20 protein-coding genes, 1 tRNA gene and 2 pseudogenes are annotated in these 22,143 nt (G+C 59.4%); 7 read left to right on the forward strand and 16 right to left on the reverse strand.

Annotated features, from left to right (window positions below; all coding sequences use genetic code 11):
* Positions 1-59: 59 nt before the first annotated feature.
* Positions 60-1,853 (reverse strand): LptA/OstA family protein, encoded by a 1,794-nt coding sequence (locus tag ACVWY8_RS04890; protein WP_457392744.1) that lies wholly within the window; start codon positions 1,851-1,853, stop codon positions 60-62.
* Between the two features lie 154 nt (positions 1,854-2,007).
* Positions 2,008-2,949: a 2-carboxy-1,4-naphthoquinone phytyltransferase gene (menA, locus tag ACVWY8_RS04895; RefSeq protein WP_457392741.1), complete on the reverse strand. Its 942-nt coding sequence runs from the start codon at positions 2,947-2,949 to the stop codon at positions 2,008-2,010.
* A gap of 271 nt (positions 2,950-3,220) precedes the next feature.
* On the opposite strand from menA, the gene ACVWY8_RS04900 reads away from it, so the two are divergent.
* Positions 3,221-4,867: an isochorismate synthase gene (locus ACVWY8_RS04900; RefSeq protein WP_457392738.1), complete on the forward strand. Its 1,647-nt coding sequence runs from the start codon at positions 3,221-3,223 to the stop codon at positions 4,865-4,867.
* A 116-nt stretch (positions 4,868-4,983) separates the two neighbouring features.
* The gene (thrC, locus tag ACVWY8_RS04905) at positions 4,984-6,096 is read left to right on the forward strand and encodes a threonine synthase (protein WP_414407018.1); all 1,113 of its coding nucleotides are present in this window, start codon (positions 4,984-4,986) and stop codon (positions 6,094-6,096) included.
* Between the two features lie 117 nt (positions 6,097-6,213).
* On the opposite strand, the gene ACVWY8_RS04910 is transcribed toward thrC, so the two are convergent.
* From ACVWY8_RS04910 to ACVWY8_RS04960, 11 genes and pseudogenes are all read right to left on the reverse strand, one after another.
* On the reverse strand, positions 6,214-7,128 hold the full coding sequence (locus ACVWY8_RS04910; RefSeq protein WP_414523187.1) for an alpha/beta fold hydrolase: 915 nt from the start codon (positions 7,126-7,128) through the stop codon (positions 6,214-6,216).
* A gap of 184 nt (positions 7,129-7,312) precedes the next feature.
* Positions 7,313-8,263, reverse strand: a complete 951-nt coding sequence (locus tag ACVWY8_RS04915; RefSeq protein ID WP_414383566.1) for a LysR substrate-binding domain-containing protein — start codon at positions 8,261-8,263, stop codon at positions 7,313-7,315.
* 48 nt (positions 8,264-8,311) lie between these two features.
* Positions 8,312-8,495, reverse strand: a pseudogene (locus ACVWY8_RS04920) (hypothetical protein); the annotation flags it as partial.
* A gap of 137 nt (positions 8,496-8,632) precedes the next feature.
* Entirely contained in the window at positions 8,633-9,280 is a 648-nt protein-coding gene (locus tag ACVWY8_RS04925) for a thermonuclease family protein (RefSeq protein WP_457392735.1), read from the reverse strand.
* Positions 9,281-9,730: 450 nt separating this feature from the next.
* Entirely contained in the window at positions 9,731-10,204 is a 474-nt protein-coding gene (locus tag ACVWY8_RS04930; RefSeq protein WP_414329713.1) for a YqeG family HAD IIIA-type phosphatase, read from the reverse strand.
* 24 nt (positions 10,205-10,228) lie between these two features.
* The gene (locus ACVWY8_RS04935) at positions 10,229-11,458 is read right to left on the reverse strand and encodes an RNA-guided endonuclease InsQ/TnpB family protein (protein WP_457392732.1); all 1,230 of its coding nucleotides are present in this window, start codon (positions 11,456-11,458) and stop codon (positions 10,229-10,231) included.
* Positions 11,459-11,590: 132 nt separating this feature from the next.
* The gene (gene mltG, locus ACVWY8_RS04940) at positions 11,591-12,838 is read right to left on the reverse strand and encodes an endolytic transglycosylase MltG (protein WP_457396863.1); all 1,248 of its coding nucleotides are present in this window, start codon (positions 12,836-12,838) and stop codon (positions 11,591-11,593) included.
* A gap of 256 nt (positions 12,839-13,094) precedes the next feature.
* Positions 13,095-13,856 carry a UMP kinase gene (gene pyrH, locus ACVWY8_RS04945; RefSeq protein ID WP_011433861.1) on the reverse strand — a complete coding sequence of 254 codons (762 nt, stop codon included), beginning with the start codon at positions 13,854-13,856 and terminating at the stop codon, positions 13,095-13,097.
* Positions 13,857-13,954: 98 nt separating this feature from the next.
* Entirely contained in the window at positions 13,955-14,104 is a 150-nt protein-coding gene (locus ACVWY8_RS04950) for a hypothetical protein (RefSeq protein ID WP_011433860.1), read from the reverse strand.
* 115 nt (positions 14,105-14,219) lie between these two features.
* On the reverse strand, positions 14,220-14,555 hold the full coding sequence (locus ACVWY8_RS04955; RefSeq protein WP_011433859.1) for a TMEM165/GDT1 family protein: 336 nt from the start codon (positions 14,553-14,555) through the stop codon (positions 14,220-14,222).
* 57 nt (positions 14,556-14,612) lie between these two features.
* Entirely contained in the window at positions 14,613-15,152 is a 540-nt protein-coding gene (locus ACVWY8_RS04960) for a TMEM165/GDT1 family protein (RefSeq protein ID WP_457392728.1), read from the reverse strand.
* Between the two features lie 98 nt (positions 15,153-15,250).
* Between ACVWY8_RS04960 and ACVWY8_RS04965 the strand changes: the two genes are divergently transcribed.
* Positions 15,251-15,323: transfer RNA gene (locus ACVWY8_RS04965), tRNA-Ile, on the forward strand.
* Positions 15,324-15,477: 154 nt separating this feature from the next.
* Here ACVWY8_RS04965 and ACVWY8_RS04970 read toward each other — a convergent pair.
* Entirely contained in the window at positions 15,478-16,830 is a 1,353-nt protein-coding gene (locus ACVWY8_RS04970; protein ID WP_457392726.1) for a D-alanyl-D-alanine carboxypeptidase, read from the reverse strand.
* Positions 16,831-16,881: 51 nt separating this feature from the next.
* The gene (locus ACVWY8_RS04975) at positions 16,882-17,262 is read right to left on the reverse strand and encodes a hypothetical protein (protein WP_414357087.1); all 381 of its coding nucleotides are present in this window, start codon (positions 17,260-17,262) and stop codon (positions 16,882-16,884) included.
* 356 nt (positions 17,263-17,618) lie between these two features.
* Between ACVWY8_RS04975 and ACVWY8_RS04980 the strand changes: the two genes are divergently transcribed.
* Together ACVWY8_RS04980 and ACVWY8_RS04985 are read left to right on the forward strand one after the other, a co-directional pair.
* Positions 17,619-18,065: a Fur family transcriptional regulator gene (locus ACVWY8_RS04980; protein WP_011433855.1), complete on the forward strand. Its 447-nt coding sequence runs from the start codon at positions 17,619-17,621 to the stop codon at positions 18,063-18,065.
* Positions 18,066-18,267: 202 nt separating this feature from the next.
* Positions 18,268-20,649, forward strand: a complete 2,382-nt coding sequence (locus ACVWY8_RS04985) for a M48 family metalloprotease (RefSeq protein ID WP_457392724.1) — start codon at positions 18,268-18,270, stop codon at positions 20,647-20,649.
* 50 nt (positions 20,650-20,699) lie between these two features.
* Here the strand turns inward: ACVWY8_RS04985 and ACVWY8_RS04990 are convergent, their stop codons facing one another.
* Positions 20,700-21,143, reverse strand: coding sequence for a phosphomannose isomerase type II C-terminal cupin domain (locus ACVWY8_RS04990; protein WP_414350977.1), 444 nt, complete (start codon positions 21,141-21,143; stop codon positions 20,700-20,702).
* Between the two features lie 193 nt (positions 21,144-21,336).
* On the opposite strand from ACVWY8_RS04990, the gene ACVWY8_RS04995 reads away from it, so the two are divergent.
* Positions 21,337-21,720 carry a 2Fe-2S iron-sulfur cluster-binding protein gene (locus ACVWY8_RS04995; RefSeq protein ID WP_457392721.1) on the forward strand — a complete coding sequence of 128 codons (384 nt, stop codon included), beginning with the start codon at positions 21,337-21,339 and terminating at the stop codon, positions 21,718-21,720.
* A pseudogene (locus ACVWY8_RS05000) lies at positions 21,720-22,143 on the forward strand (hypothetical protein); the annotation flags it as partial. The gene ACVWY8_RS04995 and the pseudogene ACVWY8_RS05000, both read left to right, overlap by 1 nt.

Genomic DNA, 22,143 nt, shown 5'->3' on the forward strand with positions numbered 1-22,143 from the left:
AACCTCAGCCAAACCTGGACGATCAAAAACCACAGATGGCTCCCCGAGGGGGGATCCCATCAGAGGGCGTCGGTGATGCGAAACTGAAACATGCCCTGCTGTTGCCCGTCCCCTTCGACGGTGTATTCATCTTGTTTTATGTTCAGGGTAACCAGCTTGCCACTGAGGCGATTGGCGCCCCGGCACATCTGATCCAGCGCGTTGCGGCCCGGCAGAGCTTGGGTGCTCTCCCCGGGAAGGCGGCCGACCTCTCCCCGATCGCAGAGCACCACAGGAGCCTGTTCGGCGCTGATTTTGAAAATTTGTTCTCGGTCAAAGTAATCGGCGCGATCCCCTTCGATGGCGCGGTTGGCCTGCACAATAACCACATTGCCAAAGAAGCGGGCATCGCCGCTGGCTTGGTCGATCTCCACCCGGTCGGCGTAGATCACCGTCGGCTGATCCACATCGGCCTGGGTCTCCGGGTTTTGTAGCCGCCGCGCCAGCCACTCCCCCTCGATCTGCTCGATCACCACCTCTCCCCGCAGCTCCACTTTCTCAGGGGTGATGGTGGCCTGGTTGGCCTTGGCCCTACGTCCCCGCTGGATAAACTCGACGGCATCGCTAAACTCGGAAGTGCCGGTGCGGGAGTTGTAAACCAGGCGGGCAGCCCGCACTTCGGTTTCGGCTTGGCGCAGTTCTTCCGTCAGGGATCCCTCGCTGGGCGTGGGGGTAGAGGCAGCCATCTGCCGGTAGAGGACGTTCTCTTCAAAGAAGAAGATCTTGTCGCGGTGGTTGCCCTCCAGGCGGGCGGAGGTGAGCACCCGTCCGGGCTCTTCCAGGGTAACTCCTCCCGTCAACAGACTTTGGGATTCGCGGCGGCGGTAGGTGCCCTGGGCCGCCTGGATGATGGTTTCCCCCTGGCGGATCTCCAGGTTGCCTTCCCCTTGGGCAATTTGTGTGTTGCGGTCGTACGTGAGGCGGTCGGCAATGATGGTGACTTCTTGATCCTGTTGGTCTGGGGTCGCCTCCGGGCCGGGAGAGGCCTGGGCCAAGCGCAGATCGGCCAATAAGGGATCCCGGCTGCTGTCGCCGGCCACCTCCTGTAACACCACGCCGCCAGAGAGAATGCTTTGGGCCTGTTGCCGCAGGTAGGTGCCCTGGGGAGCGCGAATTTCGATGCCACGTTCGCGAATGCGCAGGTTCCCTTTCCCCTCGGCCACCTGGTTGGTGCGGTCGTAGGTGATCTGGTCGGCGGTGATGGTGGTGGAGGTGGGTGCCGAGCCGTTTGGGGGCAACACTATCAGCTTGCCCTGCTCGGCCCTGAGAAGGGCAAACTGAAAGTTAAACGAACCGGAGCGGCCCTGCAGCACCATTTCCCGGCCTTTGAGGGTGAACTCCGCCGGCACCTCGATGCGCTCTTCAGGGGTGACTCTCAAGGCGCTGGTCAAGAGCAGGCTGCCGTCGCCGCTCCTCACCTCCACCTCCTCATCCAAATACAGCTCATCGGCGGTGGCATTGTAGCGGGCTCGCTTGGCCCGCCAAGTCATCTGCTCGCTGCTATCAAAAAAGGGATCCGGCACCCCTTTTTGCCGGTCGGCGCTTTCTCCGTAGAAGTAGCCGTGTGCCCCCTGTTCAAATACCTGTTGCCCGGCTGCCAGATCCACCTGCTCGGCAATCAACCGCCAACGCTGATGGCCTCCCCGACGACCCAAGATATCTACCCTGCGGCTGACCGAGAGGGGCTGATCGGGGGAAGGAGACTCCACCTTCACTTCCTCGATGTCGATCGACAAGGCCCAGCCCACCAAAGCAGCCAAGATGCTGCTCCCCAACAGCGCCACTCCCAGGTTGGAATTGAAGAATCGCCCCATCCTATTCTTGCTGCCGCCTCACCTCGACCCGAACTGACCACTCCCCTTGGAGCCAACGCTCTGAGCTAGCACTCTAGGCTGTAGCTTATCCCATTTTGCCGGCTGCACCGGAGGGATCCCGCGCACACCTAGCCTTAAGCCGACTTTTCAGCCTTCAGCCATAGCGGCTGAGGATGAACCCTAGCCCCAGAAACAGCCCCAGCCAAAAATGGAGACTGACGGCGATGAACTTGGAGTGGCTAATCCGCTGCGGCTGATCGTGATAGGTACCCAGCAGGCGGGAAAGCCGCACTGCAAACGGGATCCCCGCCAAACTCAGCAGTGTCCAAGCCGGAAAGATCCCCAGCCCCACAAACAGCAGCATCAAGGCAAAAAGGCTGCCGCAGAGCCAGGGGATGAGGCGGGCCGAGCGCAAGGTTCCCAGACGGGCCACCGGCGAGCGCTTGCCACAGGCTAAGTCATCCTGCACTTGATGGAAATGGGAACAAAACAAGATCAAGCTGGTCGCCATCCCCACCACCAGTGAGGCTGCCAACCCCGGCAGCGACCAGGTCTGGCTTTGGCTGTAGTGGGCAGCCGAGACCGCCAGCGGCCCAAAGCTGAAAAAGCAGAGGATCTCCCCCAGGCCCTGGTAGCCCAGGCGCAGGGGCGGCCCTTGGTAGGCATAGCCCAGCCCACAGGCCACCAGCACCAACAGCAGCACCGTCGGATCCCATTGCCGCCAGCTCAGCCACAGGATCCCCAGCAGACCCAGGGCCAAAAAGGCATTCCCCACCCAAAACACCTGCCCCGGCTTGCCCGTCAGGTTGACCAGCGAGTGGAGTTTGTTTTTGTCCACCCCTGTCTGGGCATCGAACACGTCGTTGCTGAGGTTGACCCAGGCCAAGATGCAGATGGCGGCTCCCCAAAACACCCCCAAAACCCCCAAGTCCAGCACCCCTGACTGGGCATAGGCAATGGCGGATCCCACCCAGATGGGCATGATCGCCACACTGTACATGGGGGGCTTGAGGGCAGCCATCCACAATCGCCGGCGGGAGGGGTCACTCCATGCGACCTCTGCTGCTGGCTGCACTTGGCCGACATCTGGATTCATGGGAGTTCTCCTTGGGAAGCAAGCCTGCTCTGGGGCCTGTCTCTGGATCTGTCTACAACCATCTGCTCTGTAGGGTAGAGCGCCTGAGAAAGCATCCCCCAGGATGCTAAGAAACTTTGCAGTCCGTGAAGAAGCTCCTCAGATCTGGCCCCCAGAAGCTCAGGCTGCCGGCCCTTCTCCTAATCTCTTATCCTAAAGTCATCTTCTGCCGGTCTCCATCGACGGGTGTCCTGTTTTCGGCCAAGGTGGGATCGTCTTCTTTTTCTTGCGCATGACCTCTTCTCTTTCCCCTTGGAATGCCCACGGTACGCTTGAGTGCCTGGAGTGGCCGAGAGCATGGCCGCCGACTCGCACTTCTACCTGGACGGACGAGGCGAGGGATCGGCGCCACTGGGATCCCTTCCTAACCGCCTGCCAACAGATGGCGCGGGCGCGGGGCGTGCCCCAAATCCTCAGCTTGTCCCAGCCCATCCCAGAGCTGGATCCGCTGGCGGTGCTGGCCCAGAGGCTGGGTTCTCTCCCCACGAACCGATTCCCGAGCTACTGTTATTTCTCCCACAAGGCCCGCGGGGAAAGGGTGCGGGTGCTGGGGTGGGGATCCCTGCGGCAGGTTGATCTCGCGGGAGAAGGGGGCTTGCGGGCGGCGCGGATTTTTGTGGAAGAGCTGCAGCCCCATGTCCATACCGCTTGCGTCGGCAGAATGGAGCCCTCTGAGGTGGGGGGATCCCCAGGCAGCCGGCAGGAACGCCCTCTGTGTTTCTGTCGCCTCAGTTTCAGCCCCAGGAGCAAAGGGGGGGCGGCGCTGGTTCTGCCGCGCTGGCAACTGTTGCAGGTACCAGGCTCCTGGAGATCTCTGGCGGTGGCGCGGCTCAATCTGGAAATCGACCCCGAGAGCGACCTAGCGGCTTTGGCCGGGCAGATCACCGCCTTTTTTGCCCAAATGGAGCGCCTTTCTCGATCCCCCTTGCCCTTGTGGGAATTGCAAGCTCCCGTGCCGGTGGAGGTGGAGGAAGCTGCCCTCTTGGGGCGCATCCAAAAAGCCCTGCAGGTGATTCAGGCGGGATCCCTGGAGAAAGTGGTGCTGGCCGAAGCCGTGGATCTGCACTTGCCTGTCCCGCCGTCAATCCCGTCCCTGCTGGCCTACCTGGAAACAGATCATCCCGATTGCAGCATCTTTGCCTTTGCCGCTGGCGTCAGCGGGCCGAAGTCCTTGGAGGCAGATGCTCGGGGGAATTTGCCGGCCAGGCCTCTCCCCCTGGTCCAAGAGGGGGCCTTTCCCCAGGTTTTCTTGGGGGCCACTCCGGAGCGCTTGCTTTCCGTGTGGCAAGGCCGGGTGCAGATCGATGCCTTAGCCGGCTCCGCCGCCCGCGGCGCCACCCCTGTCCAGGATCGCCAGTTGGCCGAGGAGCTGCTCCGCAGCCCCAAAGACCGCCGCGAACACCAGTGGGTGGTGCGCTCGATCCGGGAGGCTCTGAGTCGGTTGGGAATGGATCCCTGCATTTCCCCGCAACCGCGGCTGCTCCGTCTAGCCAACATCCAGCATCTGCAAACCTTGATCGAGGCGGAGCTCCCCGCCGATGTACATCTGTTCGATCTGCTGGCCCAGCTCCACCCGACGGCAGCGGTGGGAGGGTATCCCCAACAGGCGGCGCTGCAGTGGCTAGAGCGGTTGGAACCCTTTGATCGCTCCAGCTATGCCGCTCCCTTGGGCTGGGTAGACTTACAGGGCAATGGCGAGTTTGTGGTGGGGATCCGCTCCGCCCTAATTCGGGGGAATTGGGCCCGCTTGTATGCCGGTGCCGGGATTGTGGCTGACTCCAACCCAGAGCAAGAGCTGGCCGAGATTCGTCTGAAGTTGCGCTCTCTGGTGCAGGCTCTGGCCTTGCGACCTGCAGCTCCTCCGCTCCCCAGCTTCTGAAGAGAGGGGATCAGGAAGATGTTTCTGCCGCCGCTGCGGGAGGTGGATACGAACCCCTCCACGAACAGCTACAGTGAGAAAGCCGGTCTTTGATTAGCCTCGGTGTCCTCTGCGGCATGGCGACCCTGAATCCCACCCATCCCCCTCGTATAGCCGGATCCCGCGCGCAAGTGGGGCTTTGGCCCGGCCTGATCCAGCACTATCGGGAATGGCTCCCCGTCAGCGCCAGCACACCTGTGGTCACGCTACATGAGGGCAACACGCCTCTGGTGCCTTCCCCGGCTTTGAGCCAACGGCTGGGGCGAGACTGTCAAGTTTACCTGAAGTTGGAGGGCCTCAACCCCACCGGTAGTTTCAAGGATCGGGGTATGACGATGGCGGTGTCCAAGGCCAAAGAGGCCGGAGCAGAGGCCGTGATCTGCGCCAGCACCGGCAACACCTCGGCGGCGGCGGCTGCCTTTGCGGCCAAAGGAGGTCTGCGGGCCTATGTGCTGATCCCCGATGGCTACGTGGCCAAAGGCAAACTGGCCCAAACCCTGATGTACGGGGCGGAGATCATCGCCGTTCAAGGCAACTTCGACCAAGCGCTGGCTATGGTGCGGCAGCTGGCGGAAACCTACCCGGTGGCCCTGGTGAACTCGGTCAACCGCTTCCGCTTGGAAGGGCAGAAAACCGCCGCCTTCGAGGTGGTGGATGCTTTGGGGGATGCCCCCGATTGGCTCTGTATTCCGGTAGGCAACGCGGGCAACATCACGGCTTATTGGATGGGGTTTTGCCAGTACCGCCAGCAGGGCAAGGCTACCCGTCGCCCTCGTCTCTACGGCTTCGAGGCTGCCGGTGCTGCCCCCATGGTGTTGAACCGGGTGGTGGAACACCCAGAGACGGTGGCCACGGCCATTCGCATCGGCAATCCTGCCAGTTGGGTGAAGGCCAAGGCGGCAGTGCAGGTGAGCGGCGGTCAGGTGGATAGCGTCACCGACGAGGAGATTCTGGCAGCCTATCGTCTCCTGGCATCCGAAGAAGGGATCTTTTGCGAGCCGGCCAGCGCGGCCTCGGTGGCAGGATTGCTGAAATGGCGAGAGCAGGTGCCTGCTGGAGCACAGGTGGTGTGCGTGCTGACGGGCAATGGCCTTAAGGATCCGGACACGGCCAGCCACCAGGGATCCGCTCCTATCCACACCGGCGTTGTCCCTGAGCTGTCCGCTGTTGCTCGTCTGATGGGTTTCTAGCAGAAACCGCCCGCTGGTTAGGGTCAGGCGTTCCCCTTGGGCGGCGCTCCGTCGCCTATCGGGCATCGCCATCTGGCAAGCGGCATTCCTCTCTCGGCCATACGCTACAGCCCCAGCTCAAAGCCCGCATTGTGCGGAAAGGGCTGTGTCGAGAAATTCCCGAATTAGGGGCAGCACCTGTTCCCCATGCAAGGCAGGGATGGCGTGGCCGGCCCCGGCCAGGATCTTGAGCTGAGCCCCAGGGATCCCTTCGGCATAGGTTTGGCAGTGCCAGAGGGGAATGGTGTCGTCCTGTTCGGCGGCGATCACCAGGGTGGGGGCCTGAATGTAGTTGAGATAACGTTCAACCGTATCGACAGCAGCTTGTGGGCGCAGACGTTGTCGGAGAAATTGCCGAGCGACCGGCTGCTGACGCAGGGATCCCCGCAACCACAAGAGCTGGGCCAGCTTGTCTTCCCAATGCCACCAGCGGGCCAGCGGAGCGATCGCCCGCAACAGCCAATCCACCCAAGCGCTTTCCCAGAGCAAGGGCCGCAAATGGTTGTAGCGTCTCACAAAGCTGTCGTCGCGGATCCCGGCAGGAGCCAACAAGACCAATCCCCTCAGCGGATACCGTACTGCATAGGCCGCTGCCACCCATCCCCCAAAGGAATGGCCCACCAAAACCGGAGCAGCTAGGCCCAGCGTTTGGACAAATCCGCGCACAAACTCCACTTCTGCAGCGATGTCGTAGTGCAAGGCCGGTTGGCCGGACTGCCCGAACCCCAGTAAATCCAAGGCAATGCAGCGATATTCGTCTCCCAACCCTTGCATCAGCGGCCACCAGTTGGCATGAGTGGCCATAAAGCCATGCAGAAACAGCAGTGGGATCCCTTTTCCCCAGTCTCGATAGGCAGCCCAGCAGGACTCTGCCCCTGCGATGTTCAACCCTTCCAATTTCACCCTGTGCAGCGGGATCTCTTGAACGCGGGCCTGTAACTCCGCCAAGCGCTGGGCCAGGGGGAGTCGTTCCAACAGCGTTTGCCTGGTCATCGGCTTGGGGTCAGTAGACACAGACAGATTCAGCAGATGCAGTTTCTTCCGGAGCAGCATTGGCTACAGCGAATGCACCTATACGGAAATATCTCTCGTATCTCTTTGAACAGGGATCCTGCTCAATCCATCGGAATCTACCTGGGATCCCATCAACTCGGAAAAGGCCGTAACGCATCGCAACTTAGCCGATCAACTGCAAATGGGGCGGGGGAGTTTTCAGCCAGTCTTGGCGGGTCAGCAGCCCTTGGAGGAAGCGGGTGGCTGCCTGCGATTGATAGCGCTCCGGGTTAAAAGCCAGCCAGAGGGTACGCCGTATCTGTAGCCCTTCCACCGCCAGCTTCCGGAACCGCCCCTGTTCCACATCGGATCCCACTGCCACCATGGACAGAAAGGCCACCCCCAAACCCGCCTGGACAGCATTTTTGATCGCTTCAATCGAGCTGAGTTCCAGCCGCACGTTCAATTGGGCCGGGTTAATGCCGTGGCGGTTCAGCACCCGATCAATGGTTTGCCGAGTGGAAGACTGGGGATCCAAGGTGATGAAGGGCAAAGCCAGCAGATCCACAAGCGCCGGAGAGTCGATGGCACAGCCGGGGGCACCGACCAACACATATTCATCTTCCGCCAGAGCCATCACCTTCAAGTGCCGCTGCAGCTCAAAGGGGATCTCCCCGCCAACAATGGCCACGTCCAATTGGCCGTCCACCAACTTCTGGGCAATTCGCCGCGTGGATTGCACCAAGAGCTGTACGGAAATTTGTGGATAGCGGCGGTGATATTGGGCGATCAAAGAAGGCATTACATAGGTGCCCACCGTTTGGCTGGCCCCCAGAACCAGATGCCCCCGCTCCATTTCTTGCAAATCCGCCAGCGCCTCGATGGTTTCACGGCACAGCTTGAGGATGCGCTCGCTGTACTGCAGCAGCACTTTCCCGGCATCCGTCAACTCCACCTTGCGCCCACTGCGGTCGAACAACACCACTCCCAACTGTCGCTCCAAGTTCTGCACTTGCAAGCTGACGGCAGGCTGGGAGACAAACAGGCTATCGGCAGCACGGCGAAAACTACCCTGCTGGGCAATTGCCCGCACGATGAGGAGCTGATCTAGAGTAAACGGCAACTCATCCGCCATAGGGAACTGATACATTTACGCTGAACACTGCTGAACATCACTGTTCAACTATGCAGCGATAGCATTCTGTTTGTTTCCAACCAGAATGGCGGTATCCCGCAAAGCTTTGAGTAGAATACCCAAAGCGCAGTTTCCGTGTCGTCTTACTACCAATTTTCTGCTTTGCTTTGGCTACCATGTTGGCAGACTCGAAAGTAAACAGAAAGATCAACTGGTAGTAATCCGTACTGAACATATCATACATTATTTTCAGTATAGTTGAGCTTATTATTGACTAGAGTCATGCTCTCACCGACCGGCGGAAGATGGCTGTTGAGATTATTCTCAACAAACAGGCCGGCAATTCCAGCTCTGGGTTTGGCTTGGTCTCTAGCGAGGGCCGTAGGTTGTCCAATAGCCGCGTCCTTGTCTTTTGGCTGCATCGGCAGCTTCAGTAAGAATGGGGCCGTACTTCAAGCCATCGGTTTGTGGCGACAACAGGCCATGCCCCAAAAACAGCATTTCCTGGTTGATGAGGGTATTGGCTTGCCAAACGTAGGCAGGCAAGGTGGGAGTAGGGGCTAGGGCAGGATCCAACTCCAAAAACACCTCACGTCCCAGCAGAGCAGTCTGCAAATATTGGCCGGCATTGTAAACTGCCAAAGGGGTTTGTCCGCGCAACTCTGTCCAGTTGGGGTTGATCGGGTCAGGCAAGGGATCGATCCCAATCAGTTGCACCAGCCGCAAATTCAAGTCTCCTTCAAGCTGGACAACCAGGGTGTTGTAGTTGACCACCCGAACCACGGCTGCACGTTTGAGGTCGCGCAGATCTGGACGCGCCACCAATGTTAAAGCCCAACCGGGCAATGTCGAGAATATCAAAGGCAAGGCCAGAAAGCTGCCCAGCTTGATCAGGCTCCGTCCATTGGATACAAGCGAGGATCTGGAGCCGGGGGAAGTCGGAGCAGAACGCAGGGATTTTTGCAGCATGGACTTTAGCCGTTGCATGGCGGACTTGACAATAGGGATGGTTCGCATGCTTGACCTTTGGATCTCACACCGCCCTCACACCGCCGCCTACTGGGCTTCAACGCGGGATCCGGCTCACCTGCCGTCACTCTACAAAAAATTGGGGCAGATGGGTCAGGTCTGGAAAATCTCTCTCGATTTTTGTCTTGATTTTTAGATGTGCTACCCATCCGGTCAGCAGTTGTCAGCGCTGACAACCTGTGGTTGGTCATTTCGATTCAAACTGGGACACTGTACCCACACCTAAAACATGCATGAAACATGCATGGGGCCACAGGGCTTTTCTCAGCTGCCCAGGCGTCTCACCCTAAACTGAAGTGACTAAGTCCTTCCGAGCAGCAGGATTGTCTTTTGGTCTTCTCTCTTTGCGAAGGAAAGGGGGAGTGCTTGGAAACCTTTTCAATTCAGTTTGAAACAATTACAGTTGTCCAACTCTCAAATCTCTCAAAAGCGCAGCCCCTAGAGGGTAGCAGGGTTCTTTTCGACTGCTTCGGACAAGAGGGAGTTGACCAGCACGGTTACCAACCCCAGTCGATTGCCCGCCAAAATATCCGTCAACAGGCGGTCTCCCACCATAGCCACTGCTTCTACCGGCAAGCCCATCTGGGCTACGGCCCGCCGCAAGGCCCGCCGTGAGGGTTTCCCAGCGCGGTGAATGTAGGGCAGGTTCAGGCTTTCTCCGATTTGTTGGATGCGGCTGCGATTGAGGTTGTTGCTCACCAGCCAAATTTGAAAGTGCGGACGCAACTGCTCCAGCCAAGCAGCCACAGCGGGATCCACCTCAACCTGTCGGCTCGGCACCAGTGTACCGTCTACGTCAAAGATGATGCCTTTTACCTGCCAGGCCCACAGGTCTTCTGCCCGCAACTTTAAGACAGTGCCGGCCACCACCAGATCCGGTTGCAGGAGCTTGAACCAAGGTTTGTGTACCATCCGCTCCGAAAGACCTACGAAACGCTAACAAACACTGCCAGAGTGTTCAGTGCCTGCCGCGCTTCTGCTTCCTTCCTGCTTCAGCGACCCATGACTAGCGGCAGAGTTCACCCCCACCACCCCGCCAGAGGAGTCTCCACAGGCGTCACTTCCCCCAGAGCTTGAGGTAGTTTTGTACCACCGCAACAGGTTTAGGGCTGCATTTAAGTCGCGGTCTAGCTCCAGACCACAACATGGACAGCGAAACACCCTTTCCTGCAGTGGCATCTTCTGTCGGTGACCACACCGTGAACACAGTTGGCTGGACGGATAAAACCTATCCGCCACCACCACCTGACAGCCGTAGAGCTGGGCCTTGTACTCTAGCTGTCGCCGTTCGCGATAGCGGGACGGAGTCCTCAACTCGTAGAACCCACAGTCTGACAGGGATCCCGCCAGCTTGCGGTTCTGGAGCAGGTTCTTTACCTGCAAGTCCTCTACCACCACCACCCGGTATCTCTTGGCCAGGTAAGTCGTCAGCTTGTGCAGACTGTCTTGCCGGATGTCTGCCACCCGCTTGTGAGCTTTGCCCAACTGCACCACCGCCTTCTTGCGGTTGGTGGATCCCTTCTGCTTGCGGCTCAGCCGCCGTTGCAGCCTAGCCAGCCGCTGCCTGGCCTTGCGGTAGGGCTTGGGATTCGCAAATACTTCCCCGCCGGAGCAGGTGGCCAGGTGATGGATACCTAAGTCCACTCCCACCACCTCTCCGGTCTTCTCCACCTGGGGTGTTGGAGCTTCGTACTTGAAGGAGATGTACCAACGCCCAGCGCGAAGGCTGATGACCACGTTCTTGGGTGTGGTCGCCGGAAGCAGCTCTGCACAGCGCAGCCAACCAAATATGGGCACCTTGATGCGGTTGCCAGAAATGCGGATGCTGCCTTCTAGGTAAAAGCTGTCCTGCACCCCCTTGCGCTTGAAGCGGGGAAACTGACCTAGCCCCTTGCGCCAGCGCTTAGGGGCCTGCTCCAGGTTGCGGAGTGCCTGCTGAGGGGCGCATTTGGAGACCTGGTAGTACCAGGGATGCGCTTGCTTCACTTCAGCTACCAGGCGCTTGTGCAGGTCAATGGCGGTGGGGAGTTTTTGCTGGTTCTCCAGGGCTTGCCGACAGACCTCTAGGCCCCAGTTGTAGGCGTGGCGGGCTACCCCAGCATGTTGAGCTGCTAGAGTTGTTTGCTTGTGGTTGAGGATGAGTTGTGTTTGGAAGCCCAGTAACATGTCCGCCACACCGCAAAGCGTCCATGAGTTTCGTGCAACTTTTGGCTTGGCGCTCACCAGCCTCTTCCAGCTTTAGGTAGCCAATGTTGACTACTGTAAGGTTTTCGGCCTACTGCTGTCAGCCCTCCTCGGCTAAGGACTTGGTTGAGGACTATGGTGGGATCCCTGGGCAGCTTGCCGACGCTCTTGAATAATTTGCAATTGGGCTGCCTCGTGCTCTGCTAGGGTTTTGCTGAAAATGTGAGTGCCATCGTAGCGGGCCACGAAGTAGAGATAGTCGGTCTGCTCAGGCTCCAAAACGGCTTTTAAGCTGGCCAAGCCCGGACTGGCGATGGGACCAGGGGGCAAGCCCGGGTTGAGGTAGGTGTTGTAGGGAGAGGGGGTGCGCACCTCCGCAAGGGTGAGGCGGCGATCTGGGGTTTGCCGGATATTCAAGGCATATTCCACCGTCGGATCGGCTCCCAGGGGGATCCCTTTCTTAAGCCGGTTCAGAAAGACACCTGCAATCAAAGCGCGTTCTTCCGGCACCACGGCCTCCCGCTCCACAATGCTGGCCAGGGTAACCCACTCGTGCAGAGACAGGGAAGTGGTGTGCTGGCGAAACAGGGGCAGGGCCACCGCGACAAATCGCTGCAGCATGGCGTCGACCACCATCTGGGCCTTTTCCCGATCCGGCAGGGATCCCTCCACCTGTTCGATGGGGAAAAGATAGGTGTCTGGGAACAGGTAGCCTTCTAGAGAGCTCAAGTGGGGGGGCAGCCAATCGAGGGGGGGAATCACCCGGGTCACGGCAATGAAGGCATCGGCTGCCAGCCAGTTGCGCTGGGCCAGAGCCTCTGCCATTTGCTCGATGCGCCAACCCTCCGGGATGGTCAGACGTCTTTGCAGGATCCTTCCCTGCCGCAGTTGCTGGGCCACGGCCAGCATGTCCTGGTTGGGATCCAAAGCGTAGGTGCCCGCCTGAAACACCCAGTCGCGCCCGAAGGTGCGGCTCCACAGCTCCCAAGCCAGAGCTGAGCGAATCACCCCTGCTTGGCGCAGTTTTTGCCCGATCAGACGGCTGCTGCTGCCCGGCTGGATTGTTACTTGGATCGGTTCTGGGCCGCCCACCGGCTGGAGCCAGGTCTGCCACTGCCAGTAGCCCAATCCCCCGACCAGAACCAACAGGAAAATCAAGCTCTGCAAAAGACGCCGACCCCAGCGTTCGCGTAAGCGTTGCGTAGCAACATGGGGTGACCTGGGTATAGCGCCTTGGGCAGCAGAGCATTTGGGCAAGACGGGATCCTTTTGGGCCGAATGCTGAACGTAAACTACCCGACACCAACCGCTAGGCGGTACGGAGCGGGCTTTTAGTAGCCCTGCAGTTAGCAAGCCAACCACGAGCCTCTGGGGTGGTTTACAGCACCCCCAATCGACCGTTACCAGTGCCTTAAACAACCGTTTCTGGTGTCCGCAGTATTGTTATAGCATTCCTCCCGACACCGACCCTACGGGTACAGTGCGGGGCTCCTGCAATTTCTAGCTGATCTGTCATTGCCTTTCCCTCCAAACGGCCTGAGCACACCCTTGAGCCAGGCTATCCTTCGGACTCAATCCTGGCTAGGGCGTCGCCGGACTCTCAAGGCCGATTTCCCCCCTAACTTGGGATCAACTCTCCTGGGCTGGGGATCCCGTTGTTCTCGACCGTCCGCTGTCCGATCCAAGTGCCGATGGGTTCTCCCTGCACCACTCGATAAATATTGCCAGGGGTAGTCAGGTCAAAGACCACGATGGGCAATTGATTTTCCTTGCAGAGGGCGATGGCGGTGCTGTCCATAACCCGCAGATCGCGGTTCAGCACATCCTGATAGCTGAGGACATCGTAGCGGCGGGCCTGAGGGTGAGTCTTGGGATCCGCATCGTAAACTCCGTCCACCTTGGTGGCTTTGAAAATCACCTCGGCATCGATCTCCGCCGCCCGCAAGGCCGCAGTGGTATCGGTGGTGAAGAAGGGGTTGCCAGATCCTGCCCCAAAAATCACCACCCGCCCCTTTTCCAGGTGACGAATGGCGCGGCGACGAATATAGGGCTCCGCCACCTCCTGCATGGCGATGGCCGTCTGCACCCGGGTGGGGATCCCGGCTCGCTCAATGGCATCCTGCAGGGTTAAGGCGTTGATGACGGTGGCCAGCATCCCTACGTAGTCGGCAGAAGCCTGATCCATCCCTTGGGCAGCCGCCTCTTTGCGCCCGCGCCAGATGTTACCCCCTCCCACCACAATCGCCACCTGCACACCGGCCCGTACCACTGAGGCCACTTCGCCGGCAATGGACTTCAAGACCTCGGGGTCGATCCCGTAGGGGCGTTCCCCCATCAGGGCTTCACCACTCAACTTCAGTAGAATCCGTCGATATTTCATGCTTATCCGCTCCGGCCCACCCCTGCATACGATAGCAGGTTTGTTGAACTAGCTCCGCTCACAGGATTGACCGACAGAGCATCTCGACAAAAACAACCTTACTGCTGTTCTTCGCCAGCGCTGGCCTCGTTGTCGCGGGGGGCAGAACGGAAGCGGCGGCCATTGCGAGCACGACTTTTTTGGAACTGTTTGGCATATTCGCGGTTGCGCTCGGCTTTTTCCCGCTTCAGATTGCGTTTTTTGGCCATGCTGGTTTTCCTGACCGGTTGTCCGGACTCAAGTGAAGGTCCTCAGTTTGAAGTGTCAAAGTGAGGCGCTCTTAATCCTATCACGCTTTGCCGAAGCCATCCTGAAGCCCTCTGCTCAGCCGGCTATGGGCAGGGATCCCCACAACAAGACTAGGCCCATCACAACAAACCCCACGCCTGCCAGGGTTTTGATCCAGCGAGGTGGGATCAGGCGGGCCACCCAAGCTCCTGCCCACACCCCAATTAGGCTGGTGCTGATCAAAGCAGCAGCAGCGCCCAAAAAGATTACCCCAGCGTTTTGCGAGCGGGCACTGAGGAGCAGGGTCGCCAATTGGGTTTTATCGCCCATTTCGGCCAGCAGAATCGAGCCAAAGCTCACTAGGGCGGCCCGTCCGGCCATTTGCCGCAGCAAAAAAGACGGGGTTCGGCTGTCGTTGTCTTGGATCAACACGTTCCTCGGTTGTTCTTCACTCTGTCCTGCCGGGTTGGCATCGGCTGCTCAGGGAGGCTAGCCCTCTGGGAGCTTGTTCCCCCGCCACTCCTGCCATAATACATAGCCCCCGATCACCAGGAACCCTGCACCCGCCAACCATTGTAGCCAGCCCGGGGGAATGACTTGGCCCAGACCTTCTCCCAGCACCACGCTGAAAAAACTGGCGGTCACCAAGGCACTGGCGGAACCGAAAAAGATCGCCCAAGGAGATTGGGATTGGGCACTCATGAGCAAGGTTGCCAACTGGGTTTTGTCGCCCATTTCCGCCACAAACACGGTTAAAAAAGTAACAAGCCAGAGCTGCAGCGGGGATCCCTCTGGGAGATTGCCGTCGGAAGAGGGGGGGTTAGGGAGGGGCGGTGTCGTCGGAAGTCCAATCTCGGGGGCGGAAGCCAAGGCCAAACTCTCCCCGGCAGGCTGGAAATCCACAGCGGATCCATCCCCGTAGAGATAGTGCTGCCCAACGGCCAAGAAGCCAAAACAGAGAGCCGAGGACAAGGCAATCAACCCCAAGCCCAGGGCCATTTGCCCCTGCCAAGAACGCGGCGCAGCCATGGCGTCAGATCCTAACCACCGACATGCAGCTTATCCTGTTTTCAGCCGCTTCTGGAGGAGACAAGGGCGCTAGAGTAAACGCTAGAGTAAAAGAATCAGGGGCGTTGGCCGAGCGGTTTAGGCAGCAAACTCATAATTTGCCTTACACAGGTTCGATCCCTGTACGCCCCATCAGGAATTGCCGGACGAGGTTTCTGGGTTGAGGGCTGTTGACAGCGGGCCAAGTCGATCTCAATTCCCAAACTGGGAGGGCGGACATAGGACTGCGTTCCGCTAACGCGACCGAGGTCACTCTGGGCTGAGAGAGAACCGGTTGGGCACAGTTTCAAAGACGCGGGTTCAGCTCTGTGCGGGATCCCGTATCCCCAGAGCGAGGGATCCAACGCTCAGGCAAGGTGGTGGGGGATCCCCATTGGGACTGGAGCTGGCTGAGGAATTGTCCCTGCTGGGTGCGAAAGCCGACCAGATCGGATCCGCCATTCATCAGGGCAAACCAGATGTCCCCCTGCTCGGTTGGCAATACACCCGCCAAGGTGCTGACGCTCCTCAAGGTGCCCGACTTGGCGATCAAGATCCCCGGTAACAGCCGCCGTTCCAACACCCCCACATCCTGGCCGACGACGGCAAAAGCATCGGCAAGAGAGAGCCCCTGCTCCTCCAGAAGAGATTGGATCGCTCGAAGCAAAGCTACATTGGCCCGCGGCGAAATGCGGTTTTCCACCCCCAACCCGGAGCCGTTGATCAGTTGCAGCTCTTCTGCCGGGATCCCGGCGATGGCCCGGGCGATTTGGGCCACTTGGTCTGCTCCCCCCACCGCATCGGCCAACATCTCGGCCATGGAGTTGTTGCTGTAGAGGTTCATCAGCTTGACCAGGTGAATGAGGGGGGGCGATTCATGTCTGAGCAAAACCTGGGCGGCAGGCGGGATCTGCTGGGCAACCCGTACCGAGCCCAAGATCTCCACCTGCGGTCTGGGTGTGCCGGGGGGTAAGGTTTGAAATTGGGCCTCCGCCTCTGGCGGCCAGCGCCGCGCATCCAGCCCCTGCCGCAACAGGGATCCCGATTGCGCCACATCCCGGGAAAAGTTCATGTAAAAGCGGCCCACCACCACCAGATCCCCGCGCACCTGGCGGATCCCATGAGCATTGAGCAGGTTGCCGACGGAGAAGGCTTCCTCCCAGACGAACAAGGGATCCTCCTCCCCCAGAACCCAGAGATCCCCCTGTAGAACTCCCTCAGCAGTTAAGGGGCCAGTGGCCAGCCAGGTGGTAACAAAGCGGTGCTGCGGGCCAAAGTGCTGCAAAGCGGCCAGGGTCGTTGCCACCTTGGTCAAAGAAGCAGCCGGCAAGGGTGTGGATCCCTGATGCTGTCCCAAAACAAGGATTCTGTCCCGCTGAGTCGAAGGATCCTCCATCTGCAGCCAAACCCCCTGAGCTGTGGGCGAAAACCCCCGACCGGCCAACTGAGCCAGATAGGTTTCCACCTGAGGTTGCAGGGATCCCTGCTCCGTCGCCTGAGAAGTGGGAGACAAACTCAGCAACAGAGTGGCCGCCGAGAGCAGCCCAACCCAGCTCGAAACCAGCCGCCTACCGGGCCAGCCCCACAGATGTCGTTCGTGCCGTGGCGTCAGCGTTGCGGAGCAACAGTGTTGTGTAGCACCATGGGGTGCCGCAGGCATAGCACTTTTCACGGAAAACACCCTCTAAACATCCCAGCAACCGAGGGGGCATCAGCTCGTCAATTCCCAGCCACCCTCTTCCACAGGCTCTACATCGATGGTGCCGGGGGGCGTTTGCCGATAAAAACGTCCGTCTGCAACAAACAGCGGCTCTCCACAATTGGGGCAAAAGAAACGGCTGCCCTCGACGGCTTGCGATTCCGACCCACACACCGGGCAGCGATCGGTGGTAATCCAGCGGCGCGCCCACCAGCGAAAGGCCAGGAGCACCAATACCGGCAAGGACAGCAAAAACAGCAACAGAGCCACCAATCCGGCGACCAGCCACCCCAGCCCGACACTGGTCAGCAAAGCTGCCAACGCCAGGGATCCCAGCCAGAACCCCCAGCCACCCAGAGAAATGGAATAGGTTTTGGGCTGCTCAAACCGCATTTTCGTTTTCCTTCCCCGATCACTACGCTTGCCAACGCTGTCAGGATGCCGCGGGCCTTTTCTTGAGTATGTTAGCCTAGGCGCGCCCGAACACCAGAAACAGTCCGCCACATGGCTCTGCTCTGTAGGCTAGCTCATCCCGGATGGATGAGGGATTGGGTTTCCCGCACCCTTCCCGAGGCTCTCCCGGCAGCCCATGCGCCTCAGTTGCGTCCCTGTTCTATTGGGCCTGAACTGAGCCTGAACGATGTCTTCAGCAACCAAGTCGGGTGGTGTCGTCATAAATGAAGTTATTATCAATTACAGAACTTATTGACTGTTACGGCGACGTTGCCCAACAGCGGAGGGGCGGCATCATGGTCTACACCGAAGAGGCGTTCAAGGCAGAGCTCAATGCCAAAGGCTGGCGAGCCACTCGGCAGCGGGAGATCATCCTGCAAACGTTTCAAAACTTGCCTGAGGGCACGCATCTGAGCGCGGAGGAGTTGCACAAAAAGTTGCGGGAAGAAGGCCACAACATTAGCCTTTCCACCATTTACCGCACCGTCAAGCTGATGTCCCGCATGGGCATTTTGCGAGAACTGGAACTGACCGAAGGGCACAAACATTACGAGATCAACCAGCCGGCCCCCCACCACCACCACCATCTGGTGTGCGTCAAGACCAACAAGGTGATCGAGTTCAAAAACAACGCCATTCTTAACATCACCCAGAAGGTGGCAGAAAAGTACGGCTTCAAAGTGTTGGATTGCCAGCTCACCATTATTGGTATCAGCCCAGAAGGGCAGCGCTCGATTTTGTAGCCAAAAATTCCCAAAGCTCAGGTTCTCATGCTTTCCCAGCAGGGGAACTGTACTGGGCTGGTAGGAGGATGGGGATCCCGTCAACGGGAGGAAATGCCAGAATAGCTCCCGTGAGGCCAATCGGCAGTCGGCAACCGAGGCAACAGTTGAATGGTTGATGAATAGTTGATCTTCTTCACCCCACTAGATCCGGGAGAGGGCCATGAACGAACAGGAAGTGGTGCAGTGGCTGGAGCAGGCGCTGGCCAATCCCCGCCTTAGGTTACAGGCCAAAGCCCAACCGCTCCAGGAGAGTCCCAAGGCTTATGCCCTCGTCATTATGATCAACCGCCCTGCCGGCCTTGCTCTCAACTATGAGGAGTTGACGGCCTGGTTCCAGAAGGCGATTCCCACTCGCTACCCCCAAGTCAAACGGTTGGCCCTCTACAGCCGCCCCATGGGCCAGCAGGCTGCCGACTGGAAAACTCAGGTGAGGCTGGATCCGGAGCCGACAACGACCAGATGGGATCCCGGGATGGAGTTCTCAGAGAGTCTGGATCTAAGCCGCCACTGCTTTGTCAGCGATCGCCAGTTGCTTACTGCCGACCTTCCTCAGCCGCCTGGTTTGCTCCGCCAGGCGGTTTTGGGTTTTCACAGCCTCACTTCTGGGCAAAAACAGGAGGTTCTGCCCCTCCTGCCCACCTTGTTTCGCAATCCCAGCGCCGTCTCGACGGTGATGTTATCGGTGGAAGCGGCCTTGTGGCTGGAGCCTCTGAAAAGCCTGAATCCCCACGAGCTGCGTCTACTGAGCGTTTGGCTGAGCCGCTATTGCTTCAACCCCAGCCGCACCGTAGCGGAATTGGATCCCGCCACCTCAGGTCTCAAAATTGGGCAAACCAAGCGCAGCTACCGCGCGCCTCAGGTGGGGGTTTCGCTGATTTTGGCCAGCTTTGCCGGCAACCTGACGGCGGCCTCAGGTGTGACCCTGAGCCTGCTGTTCGGTATGGTGTTTGTGCTTTTCCTGACCGTCTTGGGCAGCTTAGAGGGGGGATTCTCTCTGGGCTCTTTCATCTTCGCCATTCTGCTCACCCTCGCCTTCAATGCCCTGATCTTCTTTTTGTCCCCTTGGCTGATGGACTGGATCCAGCACAGCCTCTATGGCACCGAGTGGGTGAGCTTGGCGGAAATTGGGCGTCGCAGCCCAGAGAGTGCGGAGGTCATTGAACGGGTCTGCCGACAGTACAAGCTGAAGCAGCCGAAGCTGGGGCTGATCCGCGACCAAAACCCCACCGCCTTCACCTATGGCAGCCTGCCGGACACGGCCCGCATTGTTGTCAGCGAAGGGTTGTTCACCTACTTGGAAGATGAAGAGGTGGCTACGGTCTATGCCCACGAGCTGGGGCATGTGATCCACTGGGATTTCGCCGTCATGACCCTGGCTTCCACGCTGGTGCAGATTCTCTACCTTCTCTACGTCTACATGCGGGATGCGCGCGACAACGGCAAAAGGGGCAGCCTCCGCTCCCTGGCCTTGGTCGCCTACTTTTTCTATGTGGCCGGCTCCTACTTGTTGCTGTATCTGTCGCGGGTGCGGGAGTACTTTGCCGACCACTTTGCTGCCGAAACCACCGGCAACCCCAATGGGCTCTCGCGGGCTTTGGTGAAAATTGCCTACGGCATTGTGCAAGAGGGAGAGCGGGAGCGGGATGAGGAAACCCGACAGCGCAGTGCTCGCCTACTGGAAGGAACGCGGGCTTTGGGGATCTACGATGCCAAGGCGGCTGTCACGGCGGGGACGGCCTACCGGGTTGCCTCGGATCCCGGCCAGGTGGGCAGGGTATTTTTGTGGGATCTGTTTAACCCTTGGGCCTGGTGGATGGAGCTGAACTCCACCCATCCCCTCACGGGCAAACGGGTGCGGGCGCTGGGCACCTATGCGGAGCAACTGGATCTGCCGGTGGAGTTCGATATGGCCAGCGTGGTTGCCCAGGGCAAGCAGCTCAACCGGCAACAGCTCTACGGGAACTTTCTGCTGGATATACTGCTGTTGAACGCCGAGTGGCTGGGGGCGATTGTGGGGGCACTGCTCGGGATCCCGGCTTTGCGGATGGGCTTCTATGACATCCTTGCCGGGCTGACCCTGATGGGGGTGGGCTTGGGCCTGCTGCTGAAGATGACGGTGATGTACCCCAGTCTGGAAAACCCGCCAGCGTTGACCGTGTTGAAGGCGATGAGCAATCCCTACGCCAGCCCCTTGCGCGGGTTGCCGATGCAGTTGGAAGGGCGGGTGATTGGGCGAGGGGATCCGGGCTATCGCTTTGGCTCCGATCTCAAGTTCCAGGATAAGACCGGCATGATCTTCCTACGCTATGCTTCCCGCTTTGGGCCGCTGGGCAACTTCCTGTTCGGGGCGTACCAGGCAGGGGGGTTGATCGGCCAAGAGGGATCCGCAGTGGGGTGGTTCCGACGGGGGGTGGCCCCTTACCTGGATCTGGCCCGCTTTCAAAGCCGCCATGGCCAGCTCATCACCAGCTACCATCCCTTCTGGCAGGCTATGTGGGCTGTGCTGTTGTTAGTGGTTGCCCTGCTGGTGATGCTGTTCTAGAGGATCGCGATCCTCAGCAGCGAAGAGCTCGCCTAGGCCATTGGGATTGGCTACTTTTGCCCACCGTTAACCCGGGCGTAGTCGTCGCTGAAGCGGACAATGTCGTCTTCGCCCAAGTACTGGCCGTTTTGCACCTCGATAATCACCAGAGGGATGACGCCAGGGTTCTCCAGGCGATGCTTGGTGCAAGGGGGCACGTAGGTGGATTGGTTGGCCGTGATGAGCTTTTCTTCATCTCCGCAGGTGACCTTGGCGGTGCCGGCAACGACGATCCAGTGTTCGCTGCGATGGTAGTGCAACTGCAGGCTGAGGCGATGCTTGGGCAGCACCACGATCCGCTTGATTTTGTAGCCAGGGCCCTCTTCCAGCACTGTAAAGCTGCCCCAAGGCCGACTTTCAGCATTGCTCTCGATCAGCTTGTTGAGGGTTTCGGCAGAGAGGGAAGGCGAAGGTTTTTCCAGTGAAGCCAGATTGGCATTGGGGGTTTCCAGCATGGGATGCTCTCCTTGGGAGGCCTACCTGTAGCTTATCTCAACAACCAACTCGAAGTCTGTTTGTTTATCTTTAGAACCACCAACAGATCGGCTTCAGCTCCTGGGGATCCCCAGCCAATTCGGGCTTGCCAGGGCAGTGGCTAGAATCCTGTGGAATCATGAATAAAGATCTCTGCAAAAAGGCCACTTCTCGATGCGTCCTTTCTCTTCTGTCCCTTCTTACCCGGTTCACATCCATGACCGCCAACGGGACACCCACTATCTGATCCAGGTGCCGGCGGATCAATACATTTTGGCCAGCGCCGAGGCCCAAGGGATCCAACTGCCCTATGCCTGTCGCAATGGCGCCTGTACCACCTGTGCGGTGCGGGTACGGCGGGGATCCCTGTATCAGCCGGAGGCAATGGGCATCTCGCGGGAGATGAAGGAGCAGGGGTATGGGCTGCTGTGCGTGGGCTATGCCCGCTCGGAGCTGTGGGTAGAAACCCAGGATGAGGATGAGGTGTACGAGCTGCAATTTGGGCGCTACTTCGGCCAGGGGCGGGTAAGGCCAGGGATCCCCCTTGAGGATGAGTGATGTCTTCTTCGGCACCGGTTTCGTCTCAACAACTGTCGCCGGATCCCTTGCCCTCTCAGCCGAGGGGCTGGCTGCTGGCAGCAGCGGCGCTGATCCCGGTGAATCTGGCCCCCAGCTTACTCTTGGCTTTGGTGGGGACGATCCAGGGTTATACCCGCTATGGTGGGGCGATCCTGCGGGATCCCTTGTTTGGACTGGCGGCTCTCCTGAGCCTGGCTGCGGTGGGAGTGGCCTTTTGGGGGGAGGATTGGCGACTGAGCCTGCCGGGGATGTTCAACTACTGGCCTTTTTTATTGATGCTGCCGGCCTTTGCCGCTGTTCTGGCCGATCGCGTCAGCGGGACGGAGTCCTTTCGCGTCAGCGGGACGGAGTCCTTTCGCGTCAGCGGGACGGAGTCCTTTCGCGTCAGCGGGACGGAGTCCT

Source organism: Thermostichus sp. OS-CIW-32 (genome assembly GCF_054060415.1).